This is a genomic window from Arthrobacter zhaoxinii (assembly GCF_025244925.1).
GTDB lineage: Bacteria > Actinomycetota > Actinomycetes > Actinomycetales > Micrococcaceae > Arthrobacter_B > Arthrobacter_B zhaoxinii.
Genome location: NZ_CP104275.1, coordinates 526,445 through 550,069, shown reverse-complemented (window position 1 = coordinate 550,069; position 23,625 = coordinate 526,445). Strand labels below are relative to the sequence as shown.

The window sequence follows — 23,625 nt, the reverse complement described above, 5'->3', positions numbered from 1 at the left end:
TCAGCTTCCGAACGAGCCCTGCAGGAAATGCCGGTTCGCTTCAGCCCGTTCCAGGAGCTCTTCGCGGGTGAAGTACTTGCGGTCGAATTCTTCCCATTCGCCGACGAACATGGTCCACTCCCCGTCCACCTGGACCGGCCAGCAGCGCCGCACCCAGTTGAGCTTTTCGCGGACGTTGTTCCGGTTCTCCGGATCGGTGCTGGTGTACTGCAGGACGGTGCAGTTATGGATCATCTGTTCCCTGTCGGCATCCCGCTCCAGGAACTCTTCATCGCTCCAGCGCTCCAGGACCAGACGCGTTGCCCACATGAACTCGCCGTGGGTGACCAGGAGGACGTTGTCCCGGGGGTTTTCGCGGTGCAGGGTGCTCAGGATGTTCCTCACCCGGTTTTCAGCGACGTTCGCAATGGATTCCCCAGCGGGCGGGGCCCAGTACAGCGGATCGCTCTCACGGTATGCGGCGTTCTGCGAATACTTCTGCGCGAAATCCTGCTTCGACATGGAGCCGATTTCTCCCCACGAACGCTCCCGGATGACGCGGTTTTCCTCCCAGCGCACGTCCAGCCCGAGGTGCGCAGCGGTCTCGCGGGTCCGTGTGTAAACGGAGACCATGGCGCGGTCGAACTCGATGTTCTGCTGGGCAATCCATGCTCCGGCAACCTTTGCCTGCTGGACTCCCAGCTCGGTGAGCCGCCACGAGCGGTCCGGAACGGTCATCGTTTCTTCGGTGTAGAGGCTGGAGTCCCCGGCTTTGGATGCCTTCTGCATCACGTTCGCTTCGCTCTGTCCGTGACGGACGAGGAACAGGTTCCGGGGCATAACCATGGGAGACTCCTTCTACACGCGCACTGATTCTGCTTCTACATCTTAGGGTGCGGAGCTGGTCGGTTTCTCACCGCTTCCTGCCGCCGCCAAGGTTACCCCGCAGCTTGGCAGCTCATAGAAAAACCCCTCCTGTTCGGGCGTTACGCCTGATCAGGAGGGGTTTATTGGAGCCCCCTGCCGGATTCGAACCGGCGACCCCCTGTTTACAAGACAGGTGCTCTGGCCAACTGAGCTAAGGGGGCGTGCTGCCTCAAGAAGCAGGCAAGCGACGCCGCCGTCGTCCGTCTGACTAAACAGGCCCGAACAAACAGCGCTAGACAAGATTAGCCCAGAGCGCCCGTCCCCGTGAAACCGGAAGGTTTCACGGGGAACAGGCCCCGGACGAATCAGGGTTTACTTGTTGGCGTCGATCGCCGACTGAACGGTCTCCGCGAACGTGTTCAGGTCCGCTTCGGCACCGTTGACGTAGGCGGTCGGGGTGCCGTTGATGCCGTCCACGCGGGCCAGCTGGTCCGCATACTTCACGAACGGACGGTAGGTGCCGTCTTCGATGCAGTCTTCCATGCCGTCGGTGTCGGCGCCCACGGACTCAGCCATGTCCACCAGTCCGTCGTTGTTCACTTCACCGGAGGCGTGCTGGGCGAAGATGGCCTTCATGAAGTCCCAGTAGGACTCGGGGCTTTCAGCTGCGACGCACGCCGCGGCGTTGGCGCCGCGGGAGGAGTAGTTGGTGGGCGAGTTGCGGTCCAGGAACGCCACCGTACGGTACTCGTAGGTGACTTCCCCGGCATCCAGCCACTGGGAAATCTGGTCATCAAACATCGCGGCGAAGTCGGCGCAGTGCACGCAGTTAATGTCCACGTATTCCACGATCTGGATCGGCTGGCCCGGCTCAGCGGCAGCAACGCCCGGCGGAACCGGCGTCTCTTCCGCAGCCTCTTCCGGGGCGGCAGGCAGCGTCTCGACATCAAAGTCGAACTTCTCCGTGGGCTCCAGCTCACTGGTGGAGGTGAGGGTGAAGCCGCCGTACTGGTTGGCGTTCGCCGGCGACTGCCCGGTATTAGGCACCTTGTCGTTCATGCTGCTGAACACAATCACGGCCACGATCGTGATCAGCGCAACAACGGCAACCACCACGCCCCAGATCACCAGGAGACGGTTGCGCCGCTCCTTCTTCTGCTGGGCCTCGCGCAGTGCGCGTGCCTGTTCGCGGGCGGCGACAGTGCGCTCTGCCTTGGTCAGCTTGGGGTTCCGGTCAGTCATTATTCCTCATGTCTCTCAACGCAGGCTCCGTTTCCGGGGCCTCTCAGCTCATCACCAGTGTAGGCGGAACGACGTCCGCCGCCGTTGGACCAACGCCTGCGGGCGGTACAAAGTTTCACTGCTTCGCTAGAGTGGCAATATACGGCCAATCAACAAAGGGGTGCCATTCGTGAACGCTGACGCGGAGCCGAGTTCCAAGGACGACGCTCCTGGCAACTACGGCGATTTTGATTTCATCGTCGTATCCAACCGGCTTCCCGTTGACAGGATCAGCGGGCCCGACGGCGAAACGTGGCGCCGCTCACCGGGCGGGCTGGTCACGGCGCTGGCTCCCGTGATGGCAAAAGCCGACGGCGCGTGGGTGGGCTGGCCAGGCTCTCCCAATGAAGAACTGGAGCCCTTCGACCACGACAACATGCACCTCAAGCCGGTGCCGCTGAGCACCGACGAGGTCGAGCTGTATTACGAGGGCTTCTCCAACACGACGCTGTGGCCGCTCTACCACGACGTGATCGCCACCCCGGAGTTCCACCGCACGTGGTGGGATGCGTACCGCACGGTCAACCGCCGGTTCGCCGACGCCGCCGCGTCAGTGGCCGCAAAGGGCGCCACTGTCTGGGTGCAGGATTACCAGCTGCAGCTGGTCCCCCAGCTGCTGCGCCAGGCCCGCCCCGACCTGAAGATCGGCTTCTTCAACCACATTCCGTTCCCTCCGCTGGAAATCTTCGCCCAGCTGCCGTGGCGCCGGAACATCATCGAAGGCCTCCTGGGTGCGGACCTCATCGGGTTCCAGCGTCCCTCGGACGCGAGCAACTTCCTGCGCTGCGTGCGCCGTTTCGCCGGCTACACCATCCGGCAGCAGCAGGTGAATGTCACCACCGAAGACGGCCTGTCCTATGTCTCCCGGGCCGAGGCCTTCCCCATCTCCATCGACGCCGCCCAGATCGCGGAGCTGGCGCAGCGCGAAGACGTCATTGAACGTTCCAAGCAGATCCGCCGAGAACTGGGCAACCCGGACACCGTGCTGCTGGGCGTGGACCGGTTGGACTACACCAAGGGCATCAGTCACCGGCTCAAGGCCTACGGGGAACTCCTGGAAGACGGCAGGATCACGGTGGAGAACGCCGCCATGATCCAGGTCGCCAGCCCCTCCCGCGAGCGCGTTGAACAGTACCGGCTGCTCCGCGAAGAGGTGGAAGGCACCGTGGGCCGCATCAGCGGCACCTACGACACCATCTCCAACACCGCCCTGCGCTACCTGCACCACAGCTATCCGGTGGAGGAAATGGTGGCGCTCTACCTCGCGGCAGACGTAATGCTCGTCACCGCACTGCGCGACGGCATGAACCTCGTCGCGAAGGAATACGTGGCCGCCCGCACCGGCAACACCGGCACCCTGGTGCTCTCCGAGTTCACCGGCGCCGCGGATCAGCTGCGCCAGGCGGTGCTCGTCAACCCGCACGACATCGACGGGCTGAAGGCCGCTATCCTCACCGCTGTGAACATGCCAACCCGGGAAGCCAGCCGCCGGATGCGCCTGATGCGCCGGCAGGTGCTGCAGAACGACGTCGAGCGCTGGTCCCGGAACTTCCTGGAGGCACTCGACCAGGACCAGGACCCGGAGCAAGGCCAGGATCAGGAACGGGAACAATCATGAGTGCATTGAATCCGGATCTGCAGGCGGCGCTGGATTCGCTGGCCCGCACCGGAAAACTCCTGGTGGCGCTGGACTTTGACGGCGTCCTCTCCCCGCTGGTGGAACATGCCGAGGATGCCCGCCCGCTGGACGGATCGGCAGCCGCGGTCCGCGCCCTTGCCGCCCTGCCGGACACGGTCACCGCGTTCATTTCCGGACGCGCGCTGGACAGCCTGCGCACCGTTGCCACTCCGGAACCCGAAACCCTGCTGATCGGCAGCCACGGCGCCGAGACCTGGACGGGGCCCAACCAGGAACCCCTGCAGCTCACCGCCGAGCAGGCCCAGCTGCTGGCCCGTGCCCGCACGGCGGTGGAATCCGTGGTCGCCCGGCACCCGGGCTGCCGGCTGGAAGACAAGCCGGCCGGCGTCGTACTGCACACCCGCAGTGTGTCGGATCCGGCGGCAGCCGCTGCAACCGAGGACGCGCGGCGGGAACTCGGCCGGCTCGACGGCGTGCACGTCACCGACGGCAAGTCCGTACTGGAGGCCTCGGTGGTTTCCACCAACAAGGGTGAGGGCATCCGTGCCCTGCGCGGGCTGACCGGCGCGACGGCGGTGCTCTTCGCCGGAGACGATGTCACCGACGAACGCGGCTTCGAGGCCCTGGAACCGGGCGACGTCGGGATCAAGGTCGGTGACGGCACCACCGCCGCCGCGTACCGGGTCGCCTCCCCCGAGGCGTTCACCGCGGTGCTCGCTGAACTTGCCCGGCTGCGCGCTGCCGCCGTCGCCGGTTAACCCGGGGCGCCGGGCCGGCGTCCGCACCGGGAAACGTGTGCAATACTGTCCCCGTGAGCCGCGTCACAGGTCGCAGATGATCTGCCGCCGCGGCCCTCAACCCAACTCAATAGCTCTCCATTCACAACGGATCGTCGGGCACGTACCTGCCCGTGAAGGGAAATACCATGGCAACGGTAACGTTTGACCAGGCAACACGCCTCTACCCGGGGACGGAACGCCCCGCAGTAGACAACCTCAGCCTCGAAATCGCCGACGGCGAATTCCTGGTTCTCGTCGGCCCCTCCGGCTGCGGAAAATCCACGTCGCTGCGAATGCTCGCAGGGCTCGAAGACGTCAACTCCGGACGCATCCTCATCGGCGACCGCGACGTCACCGATGTTCCGCCCAAGGACCGCGACATCGCCATGGTTTTCCAGAACTATGCGCTGTACCCGCACATGTCCGTGGCGGACAACATGGGCTTCGCCCTGAAGATCGCCGGCATCGGCAAGGAAGAGCGCATGGAGCGCGTCCGCGAGGCCGCGAAGCTGCTGGACCTCGAAGACTACCTGGACCGGAAACCGAAGGCCCTCTCCGGCGGCCAGCGCCAGCGCGTTGCCATGGGCCGCGCGATTGTGCGTAACCCTCAGGTCTTCCTGATGGATGAGCCGCTCTCCAACCTGGATGCCAAGCTGCGCGTGCAGACCCGCACCCAGATTGCGTCGCTGACCCGTCGGCTCGGCGTCACCACTGTGTACGTCACCCACGATCAGGTGGAAGCCATGACCATGGGTGACCGCGTGGCAGTGCTGAAGGACGGTGTCCTGCAGCAGGTCGACACCCCGCGGAACCTCTACGACCACCCCCGGAACGTGTTCGTGGCCGGCTTCATCGGTTCCCCCGCCATGAACCTGCTCGAACTGCCGGTGGTGGACGGCGGAGTTGCGTTCGGCGGGTCCGTCTACCCGGTGGAAAGCTCCGTGCTGGGTGCTGCCGCAGGCAACACCGTAACGCTGGGCGTCCGGCCCGAAGACCTGGAAACGGTGCCCGAAGGTGAAGGCCTGCGTGTGGAGGTCGACGTCGTCGAGGAGCTGGGAGCCGATGCCTACGTTTACGGCCACAGCACCATCGACGGCAAGGACCATGACATGGTGGTCCGCGTTGACGGGCGGCGTCCGCCGCTGAAGGGCGACACGCTCCACGTCCGCCCGCAGCAGGGCCACGTGCACCTGTTCGACACCGCCAACGGGGAACGGCTCGCAGAACAGGCGTAACCCGGACCGACGCTACATGCGGTGGCTCCCCTGCTCAACTAAACTGTGAGACGGGGAGCCGCCGCTTTTTCGTTAGCGCATGCTCGAGACGTAAGGGCTTTCGCCTATGACCGACGCCGTACCTGCCCGCTGGCAGAACGAACCCACGGACTGGGAGCAGACCGGCAAGCTGCCCCGCACCACACGCTCCTCGACCAACCGGATCAATACCCTGGGGTCGCTCAACATCACGGCCGCGTCCATGGACCCGGCCCTGTTGGACCTGCCCTGGCACATTCCGCTGGAGGAATGGCCCAAGGAAAACCTGGCAGCCCTGCCCCGCGGCATCTCCCGCCACGTTGTCCGCTTCGCCCCGCTGGGCGATTCGCTGATTGCCATCAAGGAAACCAGCGAACATGTGGCGCGGCAGGAATACCACATGCTGCGCAAGCTTCGCCGCCTGAATGTTCCCGCGGTGTCGCCGGTGGCGGTCATCACGGGGCGCATGGATCCCGCGGGTGAGGAGCTGCAGCCGGTCCTCGTCACCCGGCACCTGCGATTCTCCCTTCCCTACCGTGCAGTCTTCTCCCAGACCCTGCGCGAGGTCACGTTGACCCGGTTGATTGATGCACAGGCCCTGCTGCTGGTGCGCCTGCATCTGGCGGGCTTCTACTGGGGGGATGTGTCCCTGTCCAACACTCTCTTCCGCCGCGACGCCGGTGCGTTTGCCGCCTACCTGGTGGATGCGGAGACCGGAGAGCTCTACCCCGAACTGTCCAACGGCCAGCGTGAATACGATCTGGAGATTGCCCGGGTCAACATCGCCGGAGAACTGATGGACCTGGCCGAGGGCGGTCTGGTCGAGGAATCCGTGGATCCGCTGGCCACCAGCGAACGGATCATGGACAGCTACCGCCGGCTGTGGGCGGAGCTGACCGAACGGGAGTCCTTCGGAATGGCGGACCGCTGGCGGGTGGACGCCCGCATCCGCCGCCTGAATGACCTGGGGTTCGACGTCGACGAGCTCAGCATCAGCACCACCCCCGACGGAACGCAGGTCCAGCTCCAGCCCAAGGTGGTCGACGCCGGGCACCATCAGCGCCGGCTGCTGCGCCTGACCGGAATTGATGCCCAGGAGAACCAGGCCCGGCGGCTGCTCAATGACCTGGACTCCTACCGGGTGACCAACCATCCGGAACTCGACGAAGAGCTCAGCGCGCACCTGTGGGTCACGCAGGTCTTCGAACCGATTGTCAAAGCCGTCCCCCGGGATCTGGGCAGCAAGCTGGAAGCCGCCGAAGTGGTGCACGAAGTCCTGGAGCACCGCTGGTACATGTCCGAAAAGGCCAACCGCAATGTGCCCATGGCAGAGGCGGTGCAGTCCTACATGGACACCATCCTTCGCCACCGGCGCGACGAGGCCGCGATCCTGCTCAGCACCGATACCCGGACCATGGAGATCCTGGATGCAGGAGGAGCCCCGGCCTAAGGCCGGGGCTCCCTGGATGGTGCTGCGGTAGCGGTCAGTAGCCGCTGGGGGCTGACATGGCGGCCACGATGATGAAGATGAGCATCAGCGCCCCGAAGAGGGTTCCCAACCCGCCGACGATAATGCCGATGACCGCGGGAGTGTTGCCCATCCCTGCCTTGCGGGACTGGTTCAGGCCCACAATGCTCAGGACCAGGCCCACCACGGAGAAGAAGAAGGACGTGATGAGTCCGGCGATACCCATCGCCTGTCCGGGGTTTACCTGCGGCTGCGGGTAGCCGCCCTGGCCGTAGGCGGGGTAACCGGCCGGCTGGCTGTACGCCGAGCCTTCCTGGCCGTAGCCCGGATAGCTTGCCTGCTGTGCAGGGGCGGCGTCCTGCTGTCCGTAGGGATTAGTGTTCTGCTGTCCGTAGGGATTGGAGTCCTGCTGGCCTTCCTGCTGGCCGTAGGACGGATAGGCAGTGTTGTCCTGCCCCTCCTGGGCGCCGGGGTAGGCGGCAGAGGACCCGGACGCGTACTGGCCGCTGTCCGAAGTATTATCGGTGCCGGCGGGGTCTGCCCCGGGCTGCCATTCTGGTCGATTGTCTGACACGCGGTATTCCCCCTGAAGAAGTGATTAGCGTGGCCGGGACGGTTGATCGATCGACTACGCAAAGTCATTGTGACGTACGCCAATCCTATACACGCGCGGCTACCGGTTCCATCGCGCAGGGAAAGATCCTCCGCAAGCCCCTCCGACGTGTTCAGGATCTCCTGTGATCTCCGCGGCACTCGGCACCCGGCCGGGATCCGGGGGTCGTTAAATGGAACTGTAGACTCGATGAATCTGTGGAAGGAAGACGCCCCGAATGGTTGAACAACTGGCTACCCCCAGCCGGACACGGCTGCGCGTGGTCCCTGTCCATGAACCGGCGACCGGCCGCGAATGGTGGCGGTCTTCGGTGATCTACCAGATCTACCCCCGCTCGTTCCGCGATCTGCGCGGTGACGGCATCGGAGACCTGCAGGGTATTACCGCCGAGATCCCCGCCCTCGCGAATCTGGATATCGACGCCGTCTGGCTCTCCCCGTTCTACCGTTCCCCGCAGAAGGACGCCGGCTACGACGTCGCCGATTACTGCTCCGTGGACCCGCTCTTCGGCACCTTGGAGGACTTCGACGCCCTGGTCGCCGAAGCATCCCGCCACAATATCCGCGTCATCGTGGATCTGGTCCCCAACCACTGTTCGGACCAGCACCCCCTCTTCCAGGCAGCCCTGGCCGCCCCCGCCGGCTCCCCCGCCCGGGATCTGTTCATCTTCCGCGAGGGCACCGGCGAGCACGGCCAGAACCCGCCGAACAACTGGCAGTCCCACTTCGGCGGGCCCGCCTGGACCCGCGTCACCGAACCGGACGGCACCCCCGGACAGTGGTATCTGCACCTGTTCGATACCTCCCAGCCGGACTTCAACTGGGACAGCCCCGCCGTACACGCCGAGTTCGAAAAGATCCTGCGGTTCTGGCTGGACCGCGGCGTCGGCGGGTTCCGGGTGGACGTTGCCCACGCGCTGATCAAGAAGTCCGGGCTTCCGGACTGGGGCGGACGCGCCGACGGGTCCTCTTCCGAAGGGTTCCCCGGCGATGCCGCTCCGATGTTCGGCCAGCCGGGCATCCACGACATCTTCCGGTCCTGGCGGAAAATCCTGGACTCCTACGACGGGGAGCGGGTGCTCTGCGCCGAAGCGACCATTGATCCCGTCGACCGGCTCAGCGACTGGGTCCGGCCGGACGAGATGCACCAGACCTTCAACTTCGCCTACCTGCACCACCCGTGGCACGCCCCGGCCCTGCGGGAGGTCATCGAGTCCTCCCTGCGCGCGTTCGACCAAGTGGGGGCTCCGACCACCTGGGTGCTGTCCAACCACGACGTCGTCCGGCACACCAGCCGTTTCGGCCTCACCGGTGCCGGGCCCCGGAGCGGGGACGGACTCGGACCGCAGGATGAACAGCCGGACCTCGAACTTGGACTTGCCCGGGCCCGTGCCGCGACCCTGCTGATGCTCGCGCTGCCCGGCGGCGTCTATCTCTACCAGGGCGAGGAGCTCGGCCTGCCGGACCACACGCTGCTTCCGGATGAGTTCCGCCAGGACCCCACGTTCCACCGCACCGCAGGTGTCCGCGTGGGACGTGACGGGAACCGGGTCCCCCTGCCGTGGAAGGCCAACCTCCCCAGCTACGGCTTCAGCGCGACGGGCGAAAGCTGGCTCCCGCAGCCGCCGATCTGGGGCAGGCACTCCCGCGACATCGAAGAGCGCAACCCCGACTCGACCCTGAACCTCTACCGCAACGCCCTCGCCCTGCGCCGGGAGCTGCGGCTGGGTGACGGTTCCCTGGCGTGGTGGCCGGAGCACGACGGCGAGGGGCTGGTGGCGTTCGTCAATGACGGCGTCCTCGTGGCCATCAACATGGGCGACGCCCCGGTACAGCTGCCGGATCTTCCGCTGCTGCTGGGCAGCGCGCCCGATGCTCTCGAGGGCGACCGGCTGCGTCCCAACCGCGCGGTCTGGCTGCGTCTGGACTAGCGGGGTTCGCCGGGTTCACCCCCGGGAATGGCTTTCCCGGGGTTGAGGATGCCGACGGGGTCGAACACTGCCTTCACCCTGCGCTGCAGCTCGAGCACCTCTGCCTGCTGCTCCTGCGGCAGCCAGGGCAGTTTGAACTGGCCTATGCCGTGTTCGCCGGTGATGGTTCCGCCCATGGACAGCGCAACGGTGATGGACTCATCCAGTGCTGCCTCCAGGCGTTCCCGTCCGCCGTCGTCGGCCGCCTGCACCCAGAACGTCGGGTGCAGGTTGCCGTCCCCGGCGTGGGCCACCACCTTGAGGTTTACCCGGTGCTGTGCCGCCATCCGCTCGAGCTCGGCGACGTACCGTACCAGCGCGGAGCGCGGGACGGCGACGTCCTCCCCCACCCGGAACTGGTGGGCAATTGCGTCGCCGCGGCTGTGCCGTCGCAGCTCCAGGAGCCGTTCGGCTTCCACCGATCCTTCCGTACTCACTGTTCCGCCCAGCGCCGCCAGCACCCGTCGCACAACGTCCGCCTCCGCGTCGGCTCCGAAGCCATCAGTCTGGATGAGCAGCAACGCGTTTCCCCGGGATCGGAGGCTGCTTCCATGGGCGTCGTCCAGCGCACTGAGGGTGGCACCGTCCAGCAGCTCCATGATGGCCGGCTGAACGCGGGCGGCCCCCACAGCCAGGACTCCTGCGGCCGCCGTCGAAAAATCGGTAAAGAAGGCTGCAACGGTCTGGATCGCAACCGGCAGGTACCGCAGCCGCACGGTAATACCGACGATGATCCCCAAGGTACCCTCCGAGCCGGTGAAAAGGCCCGTGAGGTCATAACCGGCGACTCCCTTGAAGGTGCGCTGTCCGGTGCTGATCAGCGAACCGTCGGCCAGGACCACGTCCAGTGCCAGCACGGAGTCCCGGGTCACGCCGTACTTGGCGCAGCGAAGGCCGCCGGCGTTGGTGGCCACATTCCCGCCGATCGTGGAAGTCCGGTAGCTGGCCGGATCGGGGGCATACATCAGCCCGTGGGCCGCTGCCGCCGCATTCAGGTCGGCATTGATCACGCCGGGTTCGACGACGGCGACCTCGTCCTGCGCATTAAGCTCCAGGATGCGGTTCATGCGGTCCAGGCAGAGGACGATGCACCCGCCGGTCGCATGGGCGCCGCCCGAGACCCCGGTGCCCGCTCCACGGGGGACCACGGCGGTACCCGTTGCCGCCGCCCAGCGCATCACGTCCTGGACGCCCTGGACGCTGGTAGGCCAGACAACCGCTCGCGGCTCCGCATAGGCCAGGACGGGACCTTGGTCGGTGGCAAAGGCGGCAAGAACATCAGGCGGGGTTTCGACGAGCCGGCCGGGGCCGTTGAGGGTAAGACCGTGCAGGGCGTTCATGCCAGCAGACTACCGTGCCCCCATAAAGCGGGCGTAGCGGTCCAGGATCTGCCCCCATTCATTCTCGAGCCGATCGTATTCGCGGGCTGCATCCGGGAGCCGTCCCAGGCCCGAGTGGCGCAGCGTGACCGAGGTGGAACCGTCGGTGACGGCGGAGAACTCCACGCGTACGTCAGTGGGGGTCCGCGGGTCCTGGCCGGCCACCCACTCCAGTTCCAGCAGTGTGTCCGGTTCCCGGGTGCGTACCGTGGCCCACACCGCGGTTTCGCCGTCGGGACCGGTCTCGGTCAGCACCCCGCCTTCGAACTCGGCGTGTGTACCTTCCCCGAAGTCCGTCAGCTCCTCCGGCCACCAGAGATGGAGATAATCGGTGAATCCGTTGAAGGCTTCCTCAGCATCGCGGGGAACCGTCCGGACCGCAACCACATCCGGCACGGACGTGCCGTGGCCTGGCGTCCCTTCGTCCGGATCCGGATCGGCGGCATGGGAAAACAGGGAAGCACTCATGCATTCCACCCTACCTGCCGTGTTTAGCCGTTAAACAGGTCAGGTCCCGCACCAATGGTGCGGGACCTGACCCTCTCTACTAAATATTGTCCGGCGGTGACCTACTCTCCCACATCCTCCCGGATGCAGTACCATCGGCGCTGTGGGTCTTAGCTTCCGGGTTCGGAATGGGACCGGGCGTTTCCCCCACGCTATGACCGCCGTAACCCTTCCACCCGCACCACACACCCAAAACCAACTGGGCATGCGTGGGGAAAACAATGGTTACAACACGTCCCGGAACCACCCCAACAAAGGGGGGTGCCGGCAGTGCGGTAAATTGTGAACCCTCCCCCGGACAAGGGGTAAGGAGTTCGTGTTCCAGGCACAGCAACCAACGGGTTGTTGTCCGGGAACCACATAGTGGACGCAAGCAGCATGATCTACAACACCCTTTATACTTTGACGGACCGTTTGAAGTCGTGTCCGTCCAGGTGCTGGTGTGGTGTAAGTTATCGGCCTATTAGTACCGGTCAGCTTCACGGGTCTTTAGTCCCCGCTTCCACATCCGGCCTATCAACCCAGTGGTCTGGCTGGGGGCCTCTCACACACAAGGTGTATGGAAATCTCATCTCGAAGCGGGCTTCCCGCTTAGATGCTTTCAGCGGTTATCCCATCCGAACGTAGCTAATCAGCGGTGCACTTGGCAGTACAACTGACACACCAGAGGTTCGTCCGTCCCGGTCCTCTCGTACTAAGGACAGCCCTTCTCAAATTTCCTGCGCGCGCAGCGGATAGGGACCGAACTGTCTCACGACGTTCTAAACCCAGCTCGCGTACCGCTTTAATGGGCGAACAGCCCAACCCTTGGGACCTACTCCAGCCCCAGGATGCGACGAGCCGACATCGAGGTGCCAAACCATGCCGTCGATATGGACTCTTGGGCAAGATCAGCCTGTTATCCCCGAGGTACCTTTTATCCGTTGAGCGACGGCCATTCCACAATGTACCGCCGGATCACTAGTCCCGACTTTCGTCCCTGCTCGAGATGTCTCTCTCACAGTCAAGCTCCCTTGTGCACTTACACTCGACACCTGATTGCCAACCAGGCTGAGGGAACCTTTGGGCGCCTCCGTTACTCTTTAGGAGGCAACCGCCCCAGTTAAACTACCCATCAGGCACTGTCCCTGACCCGGATTACGGGCCGAAGTTAGATATCCAGTATGACCAGAGTGGTATTTCAACGATGACTCCACCCGAACTGGCGTCCGGGTCTCACAGTCTCCCACCTATCCTACACAAGCCACACCGAACACCAATACCAAACTATAGTAAAGGTCTCGGGGTCTTTCCGTCCTGCTGCGCGTAACGAGCATCTTTACTCGTACTGCAATTTCGCCGAGTTTATGGTTGAGACAGCGGGGAAGTCGTTACTCCATTCGTGCAGGTCGGAACTTACCCGACAAGGAATTTCGCTACCTTAGGATGGTTATAGTTACCACCGCCGTTTACTGGGGCTTAAATTCCCAGCTTCGCCCGTAAGGGCTAACCGGTCCTCTTAACCTTCCAGCACCGGGCAGGAGTCAGTCCGTATACATCGTCTTGCGACTTCGCACGGACCTGTGTTTTTAGTAAACAGTCGCTTCCCCCTGGTCTCTGCGGCCCCGATCCCCTCCGGACAGCAAGTGTCCATCAAGGTTGGGGCCCCCCTTCTCCCGAAGTTACGGGGGCATTTTGCCGAGTTCCTTAACCATAATTCTCTCGATCGCCTTAGTATTCTCTACCTGATCACCTGTGTCGGTTTGGGGTACGGGCGGCTGGAACCTCGCGCCGATGCTTTTCTAGGCAGCATAGGATCACCGGATCCCCCCGTGAGGGGGTCCCGTCGGATCTCAGGTTCGTCATCCAAGACACCGTGACGGATTTACCTATCACGGACCCTACGTCCTTAGACCAGGTCTACCATCGCCTGGCCCGGCTACCTTCCTGCGTCACACCTGTTAATACGCTTACCTCCCAGGATCAGGTCCCGTGCTCGGCCAAAACCCTCACACCACAAGGGTGATCGGGCAGGCTCCGGACGGTTAGTGTCCCCTGCTTGGTATGGGCGGTTCTTCGCCGGTACGGGAATATCAACCCGTTGTCCATCGACTACGCCTGTCGGCCTCGCCTTAGGTCCCGACTTACCCAGGGCAGATTAGCTTGACCCTGGAACCCTTGATCATTCGGCGGACGGGTTTCTCACCCGTCTTTCGCTACTCATGCCTGCATTCTCACTCGTGTAGGCTCCACCACTGGTTTACACCGCAGCTTCACTGCCCACACGACGCTCCCCTACCACTCCAGACGACTGAACCACGAAGGCTTATCTATATCTGAAATCCACAACTTCGGCGGTGTACTTGAGCCCCGCTACATTGTCGGCGCGGAATCACTTGACCAGTGAGCTATTACGCACTCTTTCAAGGGTGGCTGCTTCTAAGCCAACCTCCTGGTTGTCTGGGCAACTCCACATCCTTTCCCACTTAGCACACGCTTAGGGGCCTTAGTTGGTGGTCTGGGCTGTTTCCCTCTCGACTATGAAGCTTATCCCCCACAGTCTCACTGCTGCGCTCTCACTTACCGGCATTCGGAGTTTGGCTGACGTCAGTAACCTTGTAGGGCCCATTAGCCATCCAGTAGCTCTACCTCCGGTAAGAAACACGCAACGCTGCACCTAAATGCATTTCGGGGAGAACCAGCTATCACGGAGTTTGATTGGCCTTTCACCCCTACCCACAGCTCATCCCCTCCATTTTCAACTGAAGTGGGTTCGGTCCTCCACGACGTCTTACCGTCGCTTCAACCTGGCCATGGGTAGATCACTCCGCTTCGGGTCTAGATCACGCCACTGCATCGCCCTATTCAGACTCGCTTTCGCTACGGCTTCCCCTCACGGGTTAACCTCGCGACGTAACACTAACTCGCAGGCTCATTCTTCAAAAGGCACGCTGTCACAGCTACAAGGCTGCTCCAACGGTTTGTAGGCACACGGTTTCAGGTACTATTTCACTCCCCTCCCGGGGTACTTTTCACCTTTCCCTCACGGTACTTGTCCGCTATCGGTCATCAGGGAGTATTTAGGCTTACCAGGTGGTCCTGGCAGATTCGCACGGGATTTCTCGGGCCCCGTGCTACTTGGGATCCTCTCCAAGCGGCAGCATACATTCCGGTTACGGGGCTAACACCCTCTACGGCCCGGCTTTCAAACCGGTTCACCTATGCACCTGCACTCACTTCACCGATCCGGCAGAATCGGTACGGAAAGTCCCGCAACCCCAGTGATGCAACGCCCGCCGGCTATCACACACCACTGGTTTAGCCTCTTCCGCGTTCGCTCGCCACTACTAACGGAATCACTGTTGTTTTCTCTTCCTGTGGGTACTGAGATGTTTCACTTCCCCACGTTCCCTCCACGCACCCTATGTGTTCAGATGCGGGTCACCCGGTCACTCGCGCGCCGGGCGGGGTTTCCCCATTCGGACATCCTGGGATCAAAGTTCGGTTATCAACTCCCCCAGGCTTATCGCAGATTCCTACGTCCTTCTTCGGCTCCTGATGCCAAGGCATCCACCGTGTGCCCTTAAAAACTTGACCACAAAGATCAATTTATTATCGCTATCGAGAAAACCACGGTCTCCCCAGGCACCCTTTGAGGGGCACCCGGATCCACCAGGTTTTTCTGAAATTGCACTTAATATTTTAAGATGCTCGCGTCCACTATGTAGTTCTCAAACAACAACCCCGTCACACCCTTCCCCGCACCGAACCACCCCGCAAGGGGTGTCACATGTGCGGTTCCGGCCTGCGCAGGAACAAACAGAAACAACCAGTCAACCCGCAGACCCTCCCCCCTTTGACAAGGAGAGGATCACGGGTGCCTGTTGCTTCAGGACCCAACAGTGTGCCAAACGACGAACCGGCCTGACCAGGACTGCAGCAGGTGTTCCAGGAACCCTCCCGAAGGAGGGAACGTACTGACCCGTGCAGCCGGCATGCCGGCGCCTATCCATTGATATTCCACCCTTGAGCACCCACCGGAGAACATATGTCTCCGATATGGGCATCTCCTGCGAAGCACACATCCGACACTGTGGAAGGACATGGTCTTCGAGGTGCTCCTTAGAAAGGAGGTGATCCAGCCGCACCTTCCGGTACGGCTACCTTGTTACGACTTAGTCCCAATCGCCGGTCCCACCTTCGACGGCTCCCTCCCACAAGGGGTTAGGCCACCGGCTTCGGGTGTTACCAACTTTCGTGACTTGACGGGCGGTGTGTACAAGGCCCGGGAACGTATTCACCGCAGCGTTGCTGATCTGCGATTACTAGCGACTCCAACTTCATGAGGTCGAGTTGCAGACCTCAATCCGAACTGAGACCGGCTTTTTGGGATTAGCTCCACCTCACAGTATCGCAACCCTTTGTACCGGCCATTGTAGCATGCGTGAAGCCCAAGACATAAGGGGCATGATGATTTGACGTCGTCCCCACCTTCCTCCGAGTTGACCCCGGCAGTCTCCTATGAGTCCCCGCCATAACGCGCTGGCAACATAGAACGAGGGTTGCGCTCGTTGCGGGACTTAACCCAACATCTCACGACACGAGCTGACGACAACCATGCACCACCTGTAAACCGGCCACAAGTGGGGGACCTGTTTCCAGGCCTTTCCGGTTCATGTCAAGCCTTGGTAAGGTTCTTCGCGTTGCATCGAATTAATCCGCATGCTCCGCCGCTTGTGCGGGCCCCCGTCAATTCCTTTGAGTTTTAGCCTTGCGGCCGTACTCCCCAGGCGGGGCACTTAATGCGTTAGCTACGGCGCGGAAAACGTGGAATGTCCCCCACACCTAGTGCCCAACGTTTACGGCATGGACTACCAGGGTATCTAATCCTGTTCGCTCCCCATGCTTTCGCTCCTCAGCGTCAGTTAATGCCCAGAGACCTGCCTTCGCCATCGGTGTTCCTCCTGATATCTGCGCATTTCACCGCTACACCAGGAATTCCAGTCTCCCCTACATCACTCTAGTCTGCCCGTACCCACTGCAGACCCGGGGTTGAGCCCCGGGCTTTCACAGCAGACGCGACAAACCGCCTACGAGCTCTTTACGCCCAATAATTCCGGATAACGCTTGCGCCCTACGTATTACCGCGGCTGCTGGCACGTAGTTAGCCGGCGCTTCTTCTGCAGGTACCGTCACTTTCGCTTCTTCCCTGCTGAAAGAGGTTTACAACCCGAAGGCATTCGTCCCTCACGCGGCGTCGCTGCATCAGGCTTCCGCCCATTGTGCAATATTCCCCACTGCTGCCTCCCGTAGGAGTCTGGGCCGTGTCTCAGTCCCAGTGTGGCCGGTCACCCTCTCAGGCCGGCTACCCGTCGTCGCCTTGGTGGGCCATTACCCCAACCAACAAGCTGATAGGCCGCGAGTCCATCCAAAACCGCATAAAGCTTTCCACGGACCGCCATGCGGTGGTCCGTTGTATCCGGTATTAGACCCGGTTTCCCAGGCTTATCCCGAAGTCAGGGGCAGGTTACTCACGTGTTACTCACCCGTTCGCCACTAATCATTCTGTGCAAGCACAGAAGTCATCGTTCGACTTGCATGTGTTAAGCACGCCGCCAGCGTTCATCCTGAGCCAGGATCAAACTCTCCGTAAATGTGTTACAGACACAGACCGGGGACCAAGGAAAATTGGTCGACCGTCCTGCACTAAATTCGAAACCGGCTAAAAAAACCGTCCCAATACCCACGGGGTGGGCGGAAACGGCCTGTTCAACCAATCAATATAAATAAATTGGTATCAATAAACTTGGCACACTATTGAGTTCTCAAACAACAGACGCAATCCGAAAATACTCGGGAAAACAATGTTTTCCTTTTCTTCTTCGCTGCAATTTTTTACCGCAAAAGCGTTTCCGCCGTTCCGGACCCAGCACCAACCGGAGTCTTTTCCATCGGCCCTGCGAAGGGCACGCACTGGTTGGACTCTGTTTTTTGTTGGGGTTTGGCCGCCATGCTCGGGCGCTTTTCCAGCGTCCCGGCCGCGGCGACTTCTAAAACTTTACACACGTTTGCCCGTAGCCGCAAATCGACCGGCACCGCCGGAGCCGGCACCCTCTCGGGCGCCGGCTCCGACTAACTGTCCGCCACTCAGCACAGGAGTCCCCTGTCCAGCTGCTGCGCTCTCAGGAACGAACCCCTGGACCAGCTGCTGCGCTCTCAGGAACGAACCCCTGGACCAGCTGCTGCGCCTCCGGAAAGAACCCCTGGACTAGCTGCTGCGCCTCCGGAAGGAGCCCAGGACCAATAGGAATCCGGCGAGCATGGCGGTTCCGGCTGCTCCCACCATAGCGGCGGTGTCTTCCGGCCCGGTCCGCGGAAGCCGTTCGGTGACCGGCACCGGGGCGTATTCGTTGACCACCTCAGCTGTCAGCTCCTGCCCCGGCAGGATCGTTACCTCCGCCGTACCCGAGGATTCCACCGTGACGTCCTCGTTGGCGCCGGACGCCGGCTCCGAGACCCGGCACACCGTTCCCGCCGGAATACCTTCGTACCTCTGGGTAAAGGTATCCGCCGAAGTCCCCTCGGGGATCACAAACGTCTCGTCAATCAGCCCGTCACCGCACTGGACGTGCAGCACAATGTCGTCCTGCAGGCCCGCACCGGAGCCGGTGACGGTTTTCGCCACGATCAGGCTGCCCGGGTTGAATTCCACGTTGTTTGTGACATCCAGGACGTTCTCGCCTTCGACGAGTGTCACGGGCTCCGGGAGGACGGGTGTCACCGTGACCTCCACAGTGGATCCGGTCACCTCTTCCGTCACCGCGCACACCGTTCCCACCGGAAGGTCTGCCACGGTGTTGCTCACCGGCGCAGCCGTCCCCGCAGGAATGTCAAAGACATAGGCGCCCGCCGGACCGCAGTCCACGGTGAGGGTGATGGCACCTTGGCTACCGATTCCTCCGCCGGCAAACACCTTATTCACTACCAGGTCTCCCAGTACAAAGAACTCCGCGGTCGCCTCGGCTGCGGCATTCAACACTGTGGTCTCGGCGAGGATGATGGGCTGCTTTTCCACCAGTGGATCAGCCTGGTCGTAGAGGTAGACGTTGCCGGTCTGGACGTTGACGGCAGCACGTGCTCTGAGGACTCCCGGATCGGTGGATGCCGGCGGACCGCCCACCCAGACCTGGGTCCCTGAAGGGACTGTGCTCCCGTTCGGGATGGGGACGGTTCCCGCAGCGTCGGCAAACATGGTGTATCCGGTCGGCACGGAAACCGTAACCTCCACACTTCCCTCCGCTGCCACCGTGAACGGGCCGGCGATGCTTCCCAACGGAGCCGCGGCAGCCGGGGGTGTCACGGTGACGTTCGGTGGGGGCGGTTCCGGCAGAGGCCCGTTCGTCCGGGCGTCTTCGACGATCGCTGCGACCGCGGGCCTGATGACCGTCTCCGAAGTATTGACCAGGTATCCGTCGGTTATGTACCAGATCGCGGCCTGCACCGCCGCAGCCTGCTGATTAGCGGTTAAGCCCGCAGGGGCTGCGGGATTCGCAGGATAGTAGTTGTTCAGGATGTAATTTACGTAGCCAAGGTTGGCTACGTCGGCTTCCTCCCAGGGCGCGTTAACGTAGCCGACCCCGAGGGTGGTGCCTATCGCGACGTTGATGCAATACATCCGCCCGAGCCGGCCATCGGCGTCCTGAGTGTTAAGGACGCCGGTGTACCCGCCGGCGGCAGGAACTCCCGTCGGGTTGCCTTCGGGATAAGGCAGCGTGAGATCCGGCGGGGTGGGATTGTTGGACAGGAAACCCTGAATACTTTGGCCTTCGCCTCGACTGGTAAAAACGACATCCGCGTTTGCGCTGGCCACCGGAGCCGGTTCATTCGGGTCCGGATCCGTGACCCGGGCATTGGCGGGTGCCGCGAACGGCGCCAGCAGCAGCGCTGCAGCGGCCGCCATGCCAAGAAGTGACCTGCGAAGCCGGCGCTCGTGCCCCCGCCGGCGCCGCGGGCCCGATGGAAAGGAATAGTGGCTCATAGGGGTCTCCTGCTTCTATCCCTGGGGATGACTCGCGAGTGACCATGCCGAAACCAGTTCGGCCTGTGCAGGGCACAGTATGTGGAATCCGGGGCCGGGGATAGGCGAAACCGCCATATTCATAGAAAGCCGGGCAGGGACCAATATTTCTTCTTGACATGCCCTGGTTAAACAGGAAGAGCCCGTACCAACACTGGTACGGGCTCAACCTTCAAATATTGTCCGGCGGTGACCTACTCTCCCACATCCTCCCGGATGCAGTACCATCGGCGCTGTGGGTCTTAGCTTCCGGGTTCGGAATGGGACCGGGCGTTTCCCCCACGCTATGACCGCCGTAACCCTTCCACCCGCACCACACACCCAAAACCAACAGGGCATGCGTGGGGAAAACAATGGTTACAACACGTCCCGGAACCACCACAATAAAGTGGGGTGCCGGCAGTGCGGTAAATTGTGAACCCTCCCCCGGACAAGGGGTAAGGAGTTCGTGTTCCAGGCACAGCAACCAACGGGTTGTTGTCCGGGAACCACATAGTGGACGCAAGCAGCATGATCTACAACACCCTTTATACTTTGACGGACCGTTTGAAGTCGTGTCCGTCCAGGTGCTGGTGTGGTGTAAGTTATCGGCCTATTAGTACCGGTCAGCTTCACGGGTCTTTAGTCCCCGCTTCCACATCCGGCCTATCAACCCAGTGGTCTGGCTGGGGGCCTCTCACACACAAGGTGTATGGAAATCTCATCTCGAAGCGGGCTTCCCGCTTAGATGCTTTCAGCGGTTATCCCATCCGAACGTAGCTAATCAGCGGTGCACTTGGCAGTACAACTGACACACCAGAGGTTCGTCCGTCCCGGTCCTCTCGTACTAAGGACAGCCCTTCTCAAATTTCCTGCGCGCGCAGCGGATAGGGACCGAACTGTCTCACGACGTTCTAAACCCAGCTCGCGTACCGCTTTAATGGGCGAACAGCCCAACCCTTGGGACCTACTCCAGCCCCAGGATGCGACGAGCCGACATCGAGGTGCCAAACCATGCCGTCGATATGGACTCTTGGGCAAGATCAGCCTGTTATCCCCGAGGTACCTTTTATCCGTTGAGCGACGGCCATTCCACAATGTACCGCCGGATCACTAGTCCCGACTTTCGTCCCTGCTCGAGATGTCTCTCTCACAGTCAAGCTCCCTTGTGCACTTACACTCGACACCTGATTGCCAACCAGGCTGAGGGAACCTTTGGGCGCCTCCGTTACTCTTTAGGAGGCAACCGCCCCAGTTAAACTACCCATCAGGCACTGTCCCTGACCCGGATTACGGGCCGAAGTTAGATATCCAGTATGACCAGAGTGGTATTTCAACGATGACTCCACCCGAACTGGCGTCCGGGTCTCACAGTCTCCCACCTATCCTACACAAGCCACACCGAACACCAATACCAAACTATAGTAAAGGTCTCGGGGTCTTTCCGTCCTGCTGCGCGTAACGAGCATCTTTACTCGTACTGCAATTTCGCCGAGTTTATGGTTGAGACAGCGGGGAAGTCGTTACTCCATTCGTGCAGGTCGGAACTTACCCGACAAGGAATTTCGCTACCTTAGGATGGTTATAGTTACCACCGCCGTTTACTGGGGCTTAAATTCCCAGCTTCGCCCGTAAGGGCTAACCGGTCCTCTTAACCTTCCAGCACCGGGCAGGAGTCAGTCCGTATACATCGTCTTGCGACTTCGCACGGACCTGTGTTTTTAGTAAACAGTCGCTTCCCCCTGGTCTCTGCGGCCCCGATCCCCTCCGGACAGCAAGTGTCCATCAAGGTTGGGGCCCCCCTTCTCCCGAAGTTACGGGGGCATTTTGCCGAGTTCCTTAACCATAATTCTCTCGATCGCCTTAGTATTCTCTACCTGATCACCTGTGTCGGTTTGGGGTACGGGCGGCTGGAACCTCGCGCCGATGCTTTTCTAGGCAGCATAGGATCACCGGATCCCCCCGTGAGGGGGTCCCGTCGGATCTCAGGTTCGTCATCCAAGACACCGTGACGGATTTACCTATCACGGACCCTACGTCCTTAGACCAGGTCTACCATCGCCTGGCCCGGCTACCTTCCTGCGTCACACCTGTTAATACGCTTACCTCCCAGGATCAGGTCCCGTGCTCGGCCAAAACCCTCACACCACAAGGGTGATCGGGCAGGCTCCGGACGGTTAGTGTCCCCTGCTTGGTATGGGCGGTTCTTCGCCGGTACGGGAATATCAACCCGTTGTCCATCGACTACGCCTGTCGGCCTCGCCTTAGGTCCCGACTTACCCAGGGCAGATTAGCTTGACCCTGGAACCCTTGATCATTCGGCGGACGGGTTTCTCACCCGTCTTTCGCTACTCATGCCTGCATTCTCACTCGTGTAGGCTCCACCACTGGTTTACACCGCAGCTTCACTGCCCACACGACGCTCCCCTACCACTCCAGACGACTGAACCACGAAGGCTTATCTATATCTGAAATCCACAACTTCGGCGGTGTACTTGAGCCCCGCTACATTGTCGGCGCGGAATCACTTGACCAGTGAGCTATTACGCACTCTTTCAAGGGTGGCTGCTTCTAAGCCAACCTCCTGGTTGTCTGGGCAACTCCACATCCTTTCCCACTTAGCACACGCTTAGGGGCCTTAGTTGGTGGTCTGGGCTGTTTCCCTCTCGACTATGAAGCTTATCCCCCACAGTCTCACTGCTGCGCTCTCACTTACCGGCATTCGGAGTTTGGCTGACGTCAGTAACCTTGTAGGGCCCATTAGCCATCCAGTAGCTCTACCTCCGGTAAGAAACACGCAACGCTGCACCTAAATGCATTTCGGGGAGAACCAGCTATCACGGAGTTTGATTGGCCTTTCACCCCTACCCACAGCTCATCCCCTCCATTTTCAACTGAAGTGGGTTCGGTCCTCCACGACGTCTTACCGTCGCTTCAACCTGGCCATGGGTAGATCACTCCGCTTCGGGTCTAGATCACGCCACTGCATCGCCCTATTCAGACTCGCTTTCGCTACGGCTTCCCCTCACGGGTTAACCTCGCGACGTAACACTAACTCGCAGGCTCATTCTTCAAAAGGCACGCTGTCACAGCTACAAGGCTGCTCCAACGGTTTGTAGGCACACGGTTTCAGGTACTATTTCACTCCCCTCCCGGGGTACTTTTCACCTTTCCCTCACGGTACTTGTCCGCTATCGGTCATCAGGGAGTATTTAGGCTTACCAGGTGGTCCTGGCAGATTCGCACGGGATTTCTCGGGCCCCGTGCTACTTGGGATCCTCTCCAAGCGGCAGCATACATTCCGGTTACGGGGCTAACACCCTCTACGGCCCGGCTTTCAAACCGGTTCACCTATGCACCTGCACTCACTTCACCGATCCGGCAGAATCGGTACGGAAAGTCCCGCAACCCCAGTGATGCAACGCCCGCCGGCTATCACACACCACTGGTTTAGCCTCTTCCGCGTTCGCTCGCCACTACTAACGGAATCACTGTTGTTTTCTCTTCCTGTGGGTACTGAGATGTTTCACTTCCCCACGTTCCCTCCACGCACCCTATGTGTTCAGATGCGGGTCACCCGGTCACTCGCGCGCCGGGCGGGGTTTCCCCATTCGGACATCCTGGGATCAAAGTTCGGTTATCAACTCCCCCAGGCTTATCGCAGATTCCTACGTCCTTCTTCGGCTCCTGATGCCAAGGCATCCACCGTGTGCCCTTAAAAACTTGACCACAAAGATCAATTTATTATCGCTATCGAGAAAACCACGGTCTCCCCAGGCACCCTTTGAGGGGCACCCGGATCCACCAGGTTTTTCTGAAATTGCACTTAATATTTTAAGATGCTCGCGTCCACTAT

11 protein-coding genes, 1 tRNA gene and 5 rRNA genes are annotated in these 23,625 nt (G+C 61.5%); 5 read left to right on the top strand and 12 right to left on the bottom strand.

All coding sequences use genetic code 11. From position 1 onward, the window contains the following. The 3 genes from N2K95_RS02580 to N2K95_RS02570 all read right to left on the bottom strand — a co-directional run bounded on the left by N2K95_RS02580 (position 1) and on the right by N2K95_RS02570 (position 2,088). Positions 1–825, bottom strand: coding sequence for a histidine phosphatase family protein (locus N2K95_RS02580; RefSeq protein WP_260652777.1), 825 nt, complete (start codon positions 823–825; stop codon positions 1–3). 165 nt (positions 826–990) lie between these two features. Beyond that, positions 991–1,067: transfer RNA gene (locus tag N2K95_RS02575), tRNA-Thr, on the bottom strand. Between the two features lie 151 nt (positions 1,068–1,218). Next, entirely contained in the window at positions 1,219–2,088 is an 870-nt protein-coding gene (locus N2K95_RS02570; RefSeq protein WP_260652776.1) for a DsbA family protein, read from the bottom strand. A gap of 169 nt (positions 2,089–2,257) precedes the next feature. Between N2K95_RS02570 and N2K95_RS02565 the strand changes: the two genes are divergently transcribed. From N2K95_RS02565 to N2K95_RS02550, 4 genes are all read left to right on the top strand, one after another. Continuing rightward, positions 2,258–3,745 (top strand): alpha,alpha-trehalose-phosphate synthase (UDP-forming), encoded by a 1,488-nt coding sequence (locus tag N2K95_RS02565; protein WP_260652775.1) that lies wholly within the window; start codon positions 2,258–2,260, stop codon positions 3,743–3,745. After that, positions 3,742–4,524 carry a trehalose-phosphatase gene (otsB, locus tag N2K95_RS02560; RefSeq protein WP_260652774.1) on the top strand — a complete coding sequence of 261 codons (783 nt, stop codon included), beginning with the start codon at positions 3,742–3,744 and terminating at the stop codon, positions 4,522–4,524. Before N2K95_RS02565 ends, otsB begins: the two co-directional genes overlap by 4 nt. A 167-nt stretch (positions 4,525–4,691) precedes the next feature. Beyond that, positions 4,692–5,780: an ABC transporter ATP-binding protein gene (locus tag N2K95_RS02555; protein WP_260652773.1), complete on the top strand. Its 1,089-nt coding sequence runs from the start codon at positions 4,692–4,694 to the stop codon at positions 5,778–5,780. Between the two features lie 106 nt (positions 5,781–5,886). Beyond that, positions 5,887–7,248, top strand: a complete 1,362-nt coding sequence (locus N2K95_RS02550) for a DUF4032 domain-containing protein (protein WP_255792865.1) — start codon at positions 5,887–5,889, stop codon at positions 7,246–7,248. Between the two features lie 34 nt (positions 7,249–7,282). Here the strand turns inward: N2K95_RS02550 and N2K95_RS02545 are convergent, their stop codons facing one another. After that, positions 7,283–7,840, bottom strand: a complete 558-nt coding sequence (locus N2K95_RS02545; protein WP_260652772.1) for a DUF4190 domain-containing protein — start codon at positions 7,838–7,840, stop codon at positions 7,283–7,285. A gap of 256 nt (positions 7,841–8,096) precedes the next feature. Here N2K95_RS02545 and N2K95_RS02540 point away from each other — a divergent pair, with 256 nt between their 5' ends. Then, entirely contained in the window at positions 8,097–9,809 is a 1,713-nt protein-coding gene (locus N2K95_RS02540; RefSeq protein WP_260652771.1) for a glycoside hydrolase family 13 protein, read from the top strand. Here the strand turns inward: N2K95_RS02540 and N2K95_RS02535 are convergent. The 8 genes from N2K95_RS02535 to N2K95_RS02500 form a co-directional block, all read right to left on the bottom strand. Beyond that, the gene (locus N2K95_RS02535; protein ID WP_260652770.1) at positions 9,806–11,188 is read right to left on the bottom strand and encodes an FAD-binding oxidoreductase; all 1,383 of its coding nucleotides are present in this window, start codon (positions 11,186–11,188) and stop codon (positions 9,806–9,808) included. The two genes, N2K95_RS02540 and N2K95_RS02535, sit on opposite strands and share 4 nt — an antisense overlap. 9 nt (positions 11,189–11,197) lie before the next feature. Then, the gene (locus N2K95_RS02530) at positions 11,198–11,695 is read right to left on the bottom strand and encodes an SRPBCC family protein (RefSeq protein WP_260652769.1); all 498 of its coding nucleotides are present in this window, start codon (positions 11,693–11,695) and stop codon (positions 11,198–11,200) included. Between the two features lie 88 nt (positions 11,696–11,783). After that, positions 11,784–11,900: ribosomal RNA gene (rrf, locus tag N2K95_RS02525) — 5S ribosomal RNA — on the bottom strand. A gap of 276 nt (positions 11,901–12,176) precedes the next feature. Further along, positions 12,177–15,310, bottom strand: a 23S ribosomal RNA gene (locus N2K95_RS02520). A gap of 529 nt (positions 15,311–15,839) precedes the next feature. Beyond that, positions 15,840–17,367: ribosomal RNA gene (locus N2K95_RS02515) — 16S ribosomal RNA — on the bottom strand. Together the 16S, 23S and 5S rRNA genes form the textbook arrangement of a ribosomal RNA operon. A 614-nt stretch (positions 17,368–17,981) precedes the next feature. Next, positions 17,982–19,673, bottom strand: a complete 1,692-nt coding sequence (locus tag N2K95_RS02510) for a thioester domain-containing protein (RefSeq protein ID WP_260652768.1) — start codon at positions 19,671–19,673, stop codon at positions 17,982–17,984. A 298-nt stretch (positions 19,674–19,971) separates the two neighbouring features. After that, positions 19,972–20,088 (bottom strand): 5S ribosomal RNA (gene rrf / locus N2K95_RS02505). 276 nt (positions 20,089–20,364) lie between these two features. Then, positions 20,365–23,498 (bottom strand): 23S ribosomal RNA (locus tag N2K95_RS02500). Between the last annotated feature and the right edge of the window lie 127 nt (positions 23,499–23,625).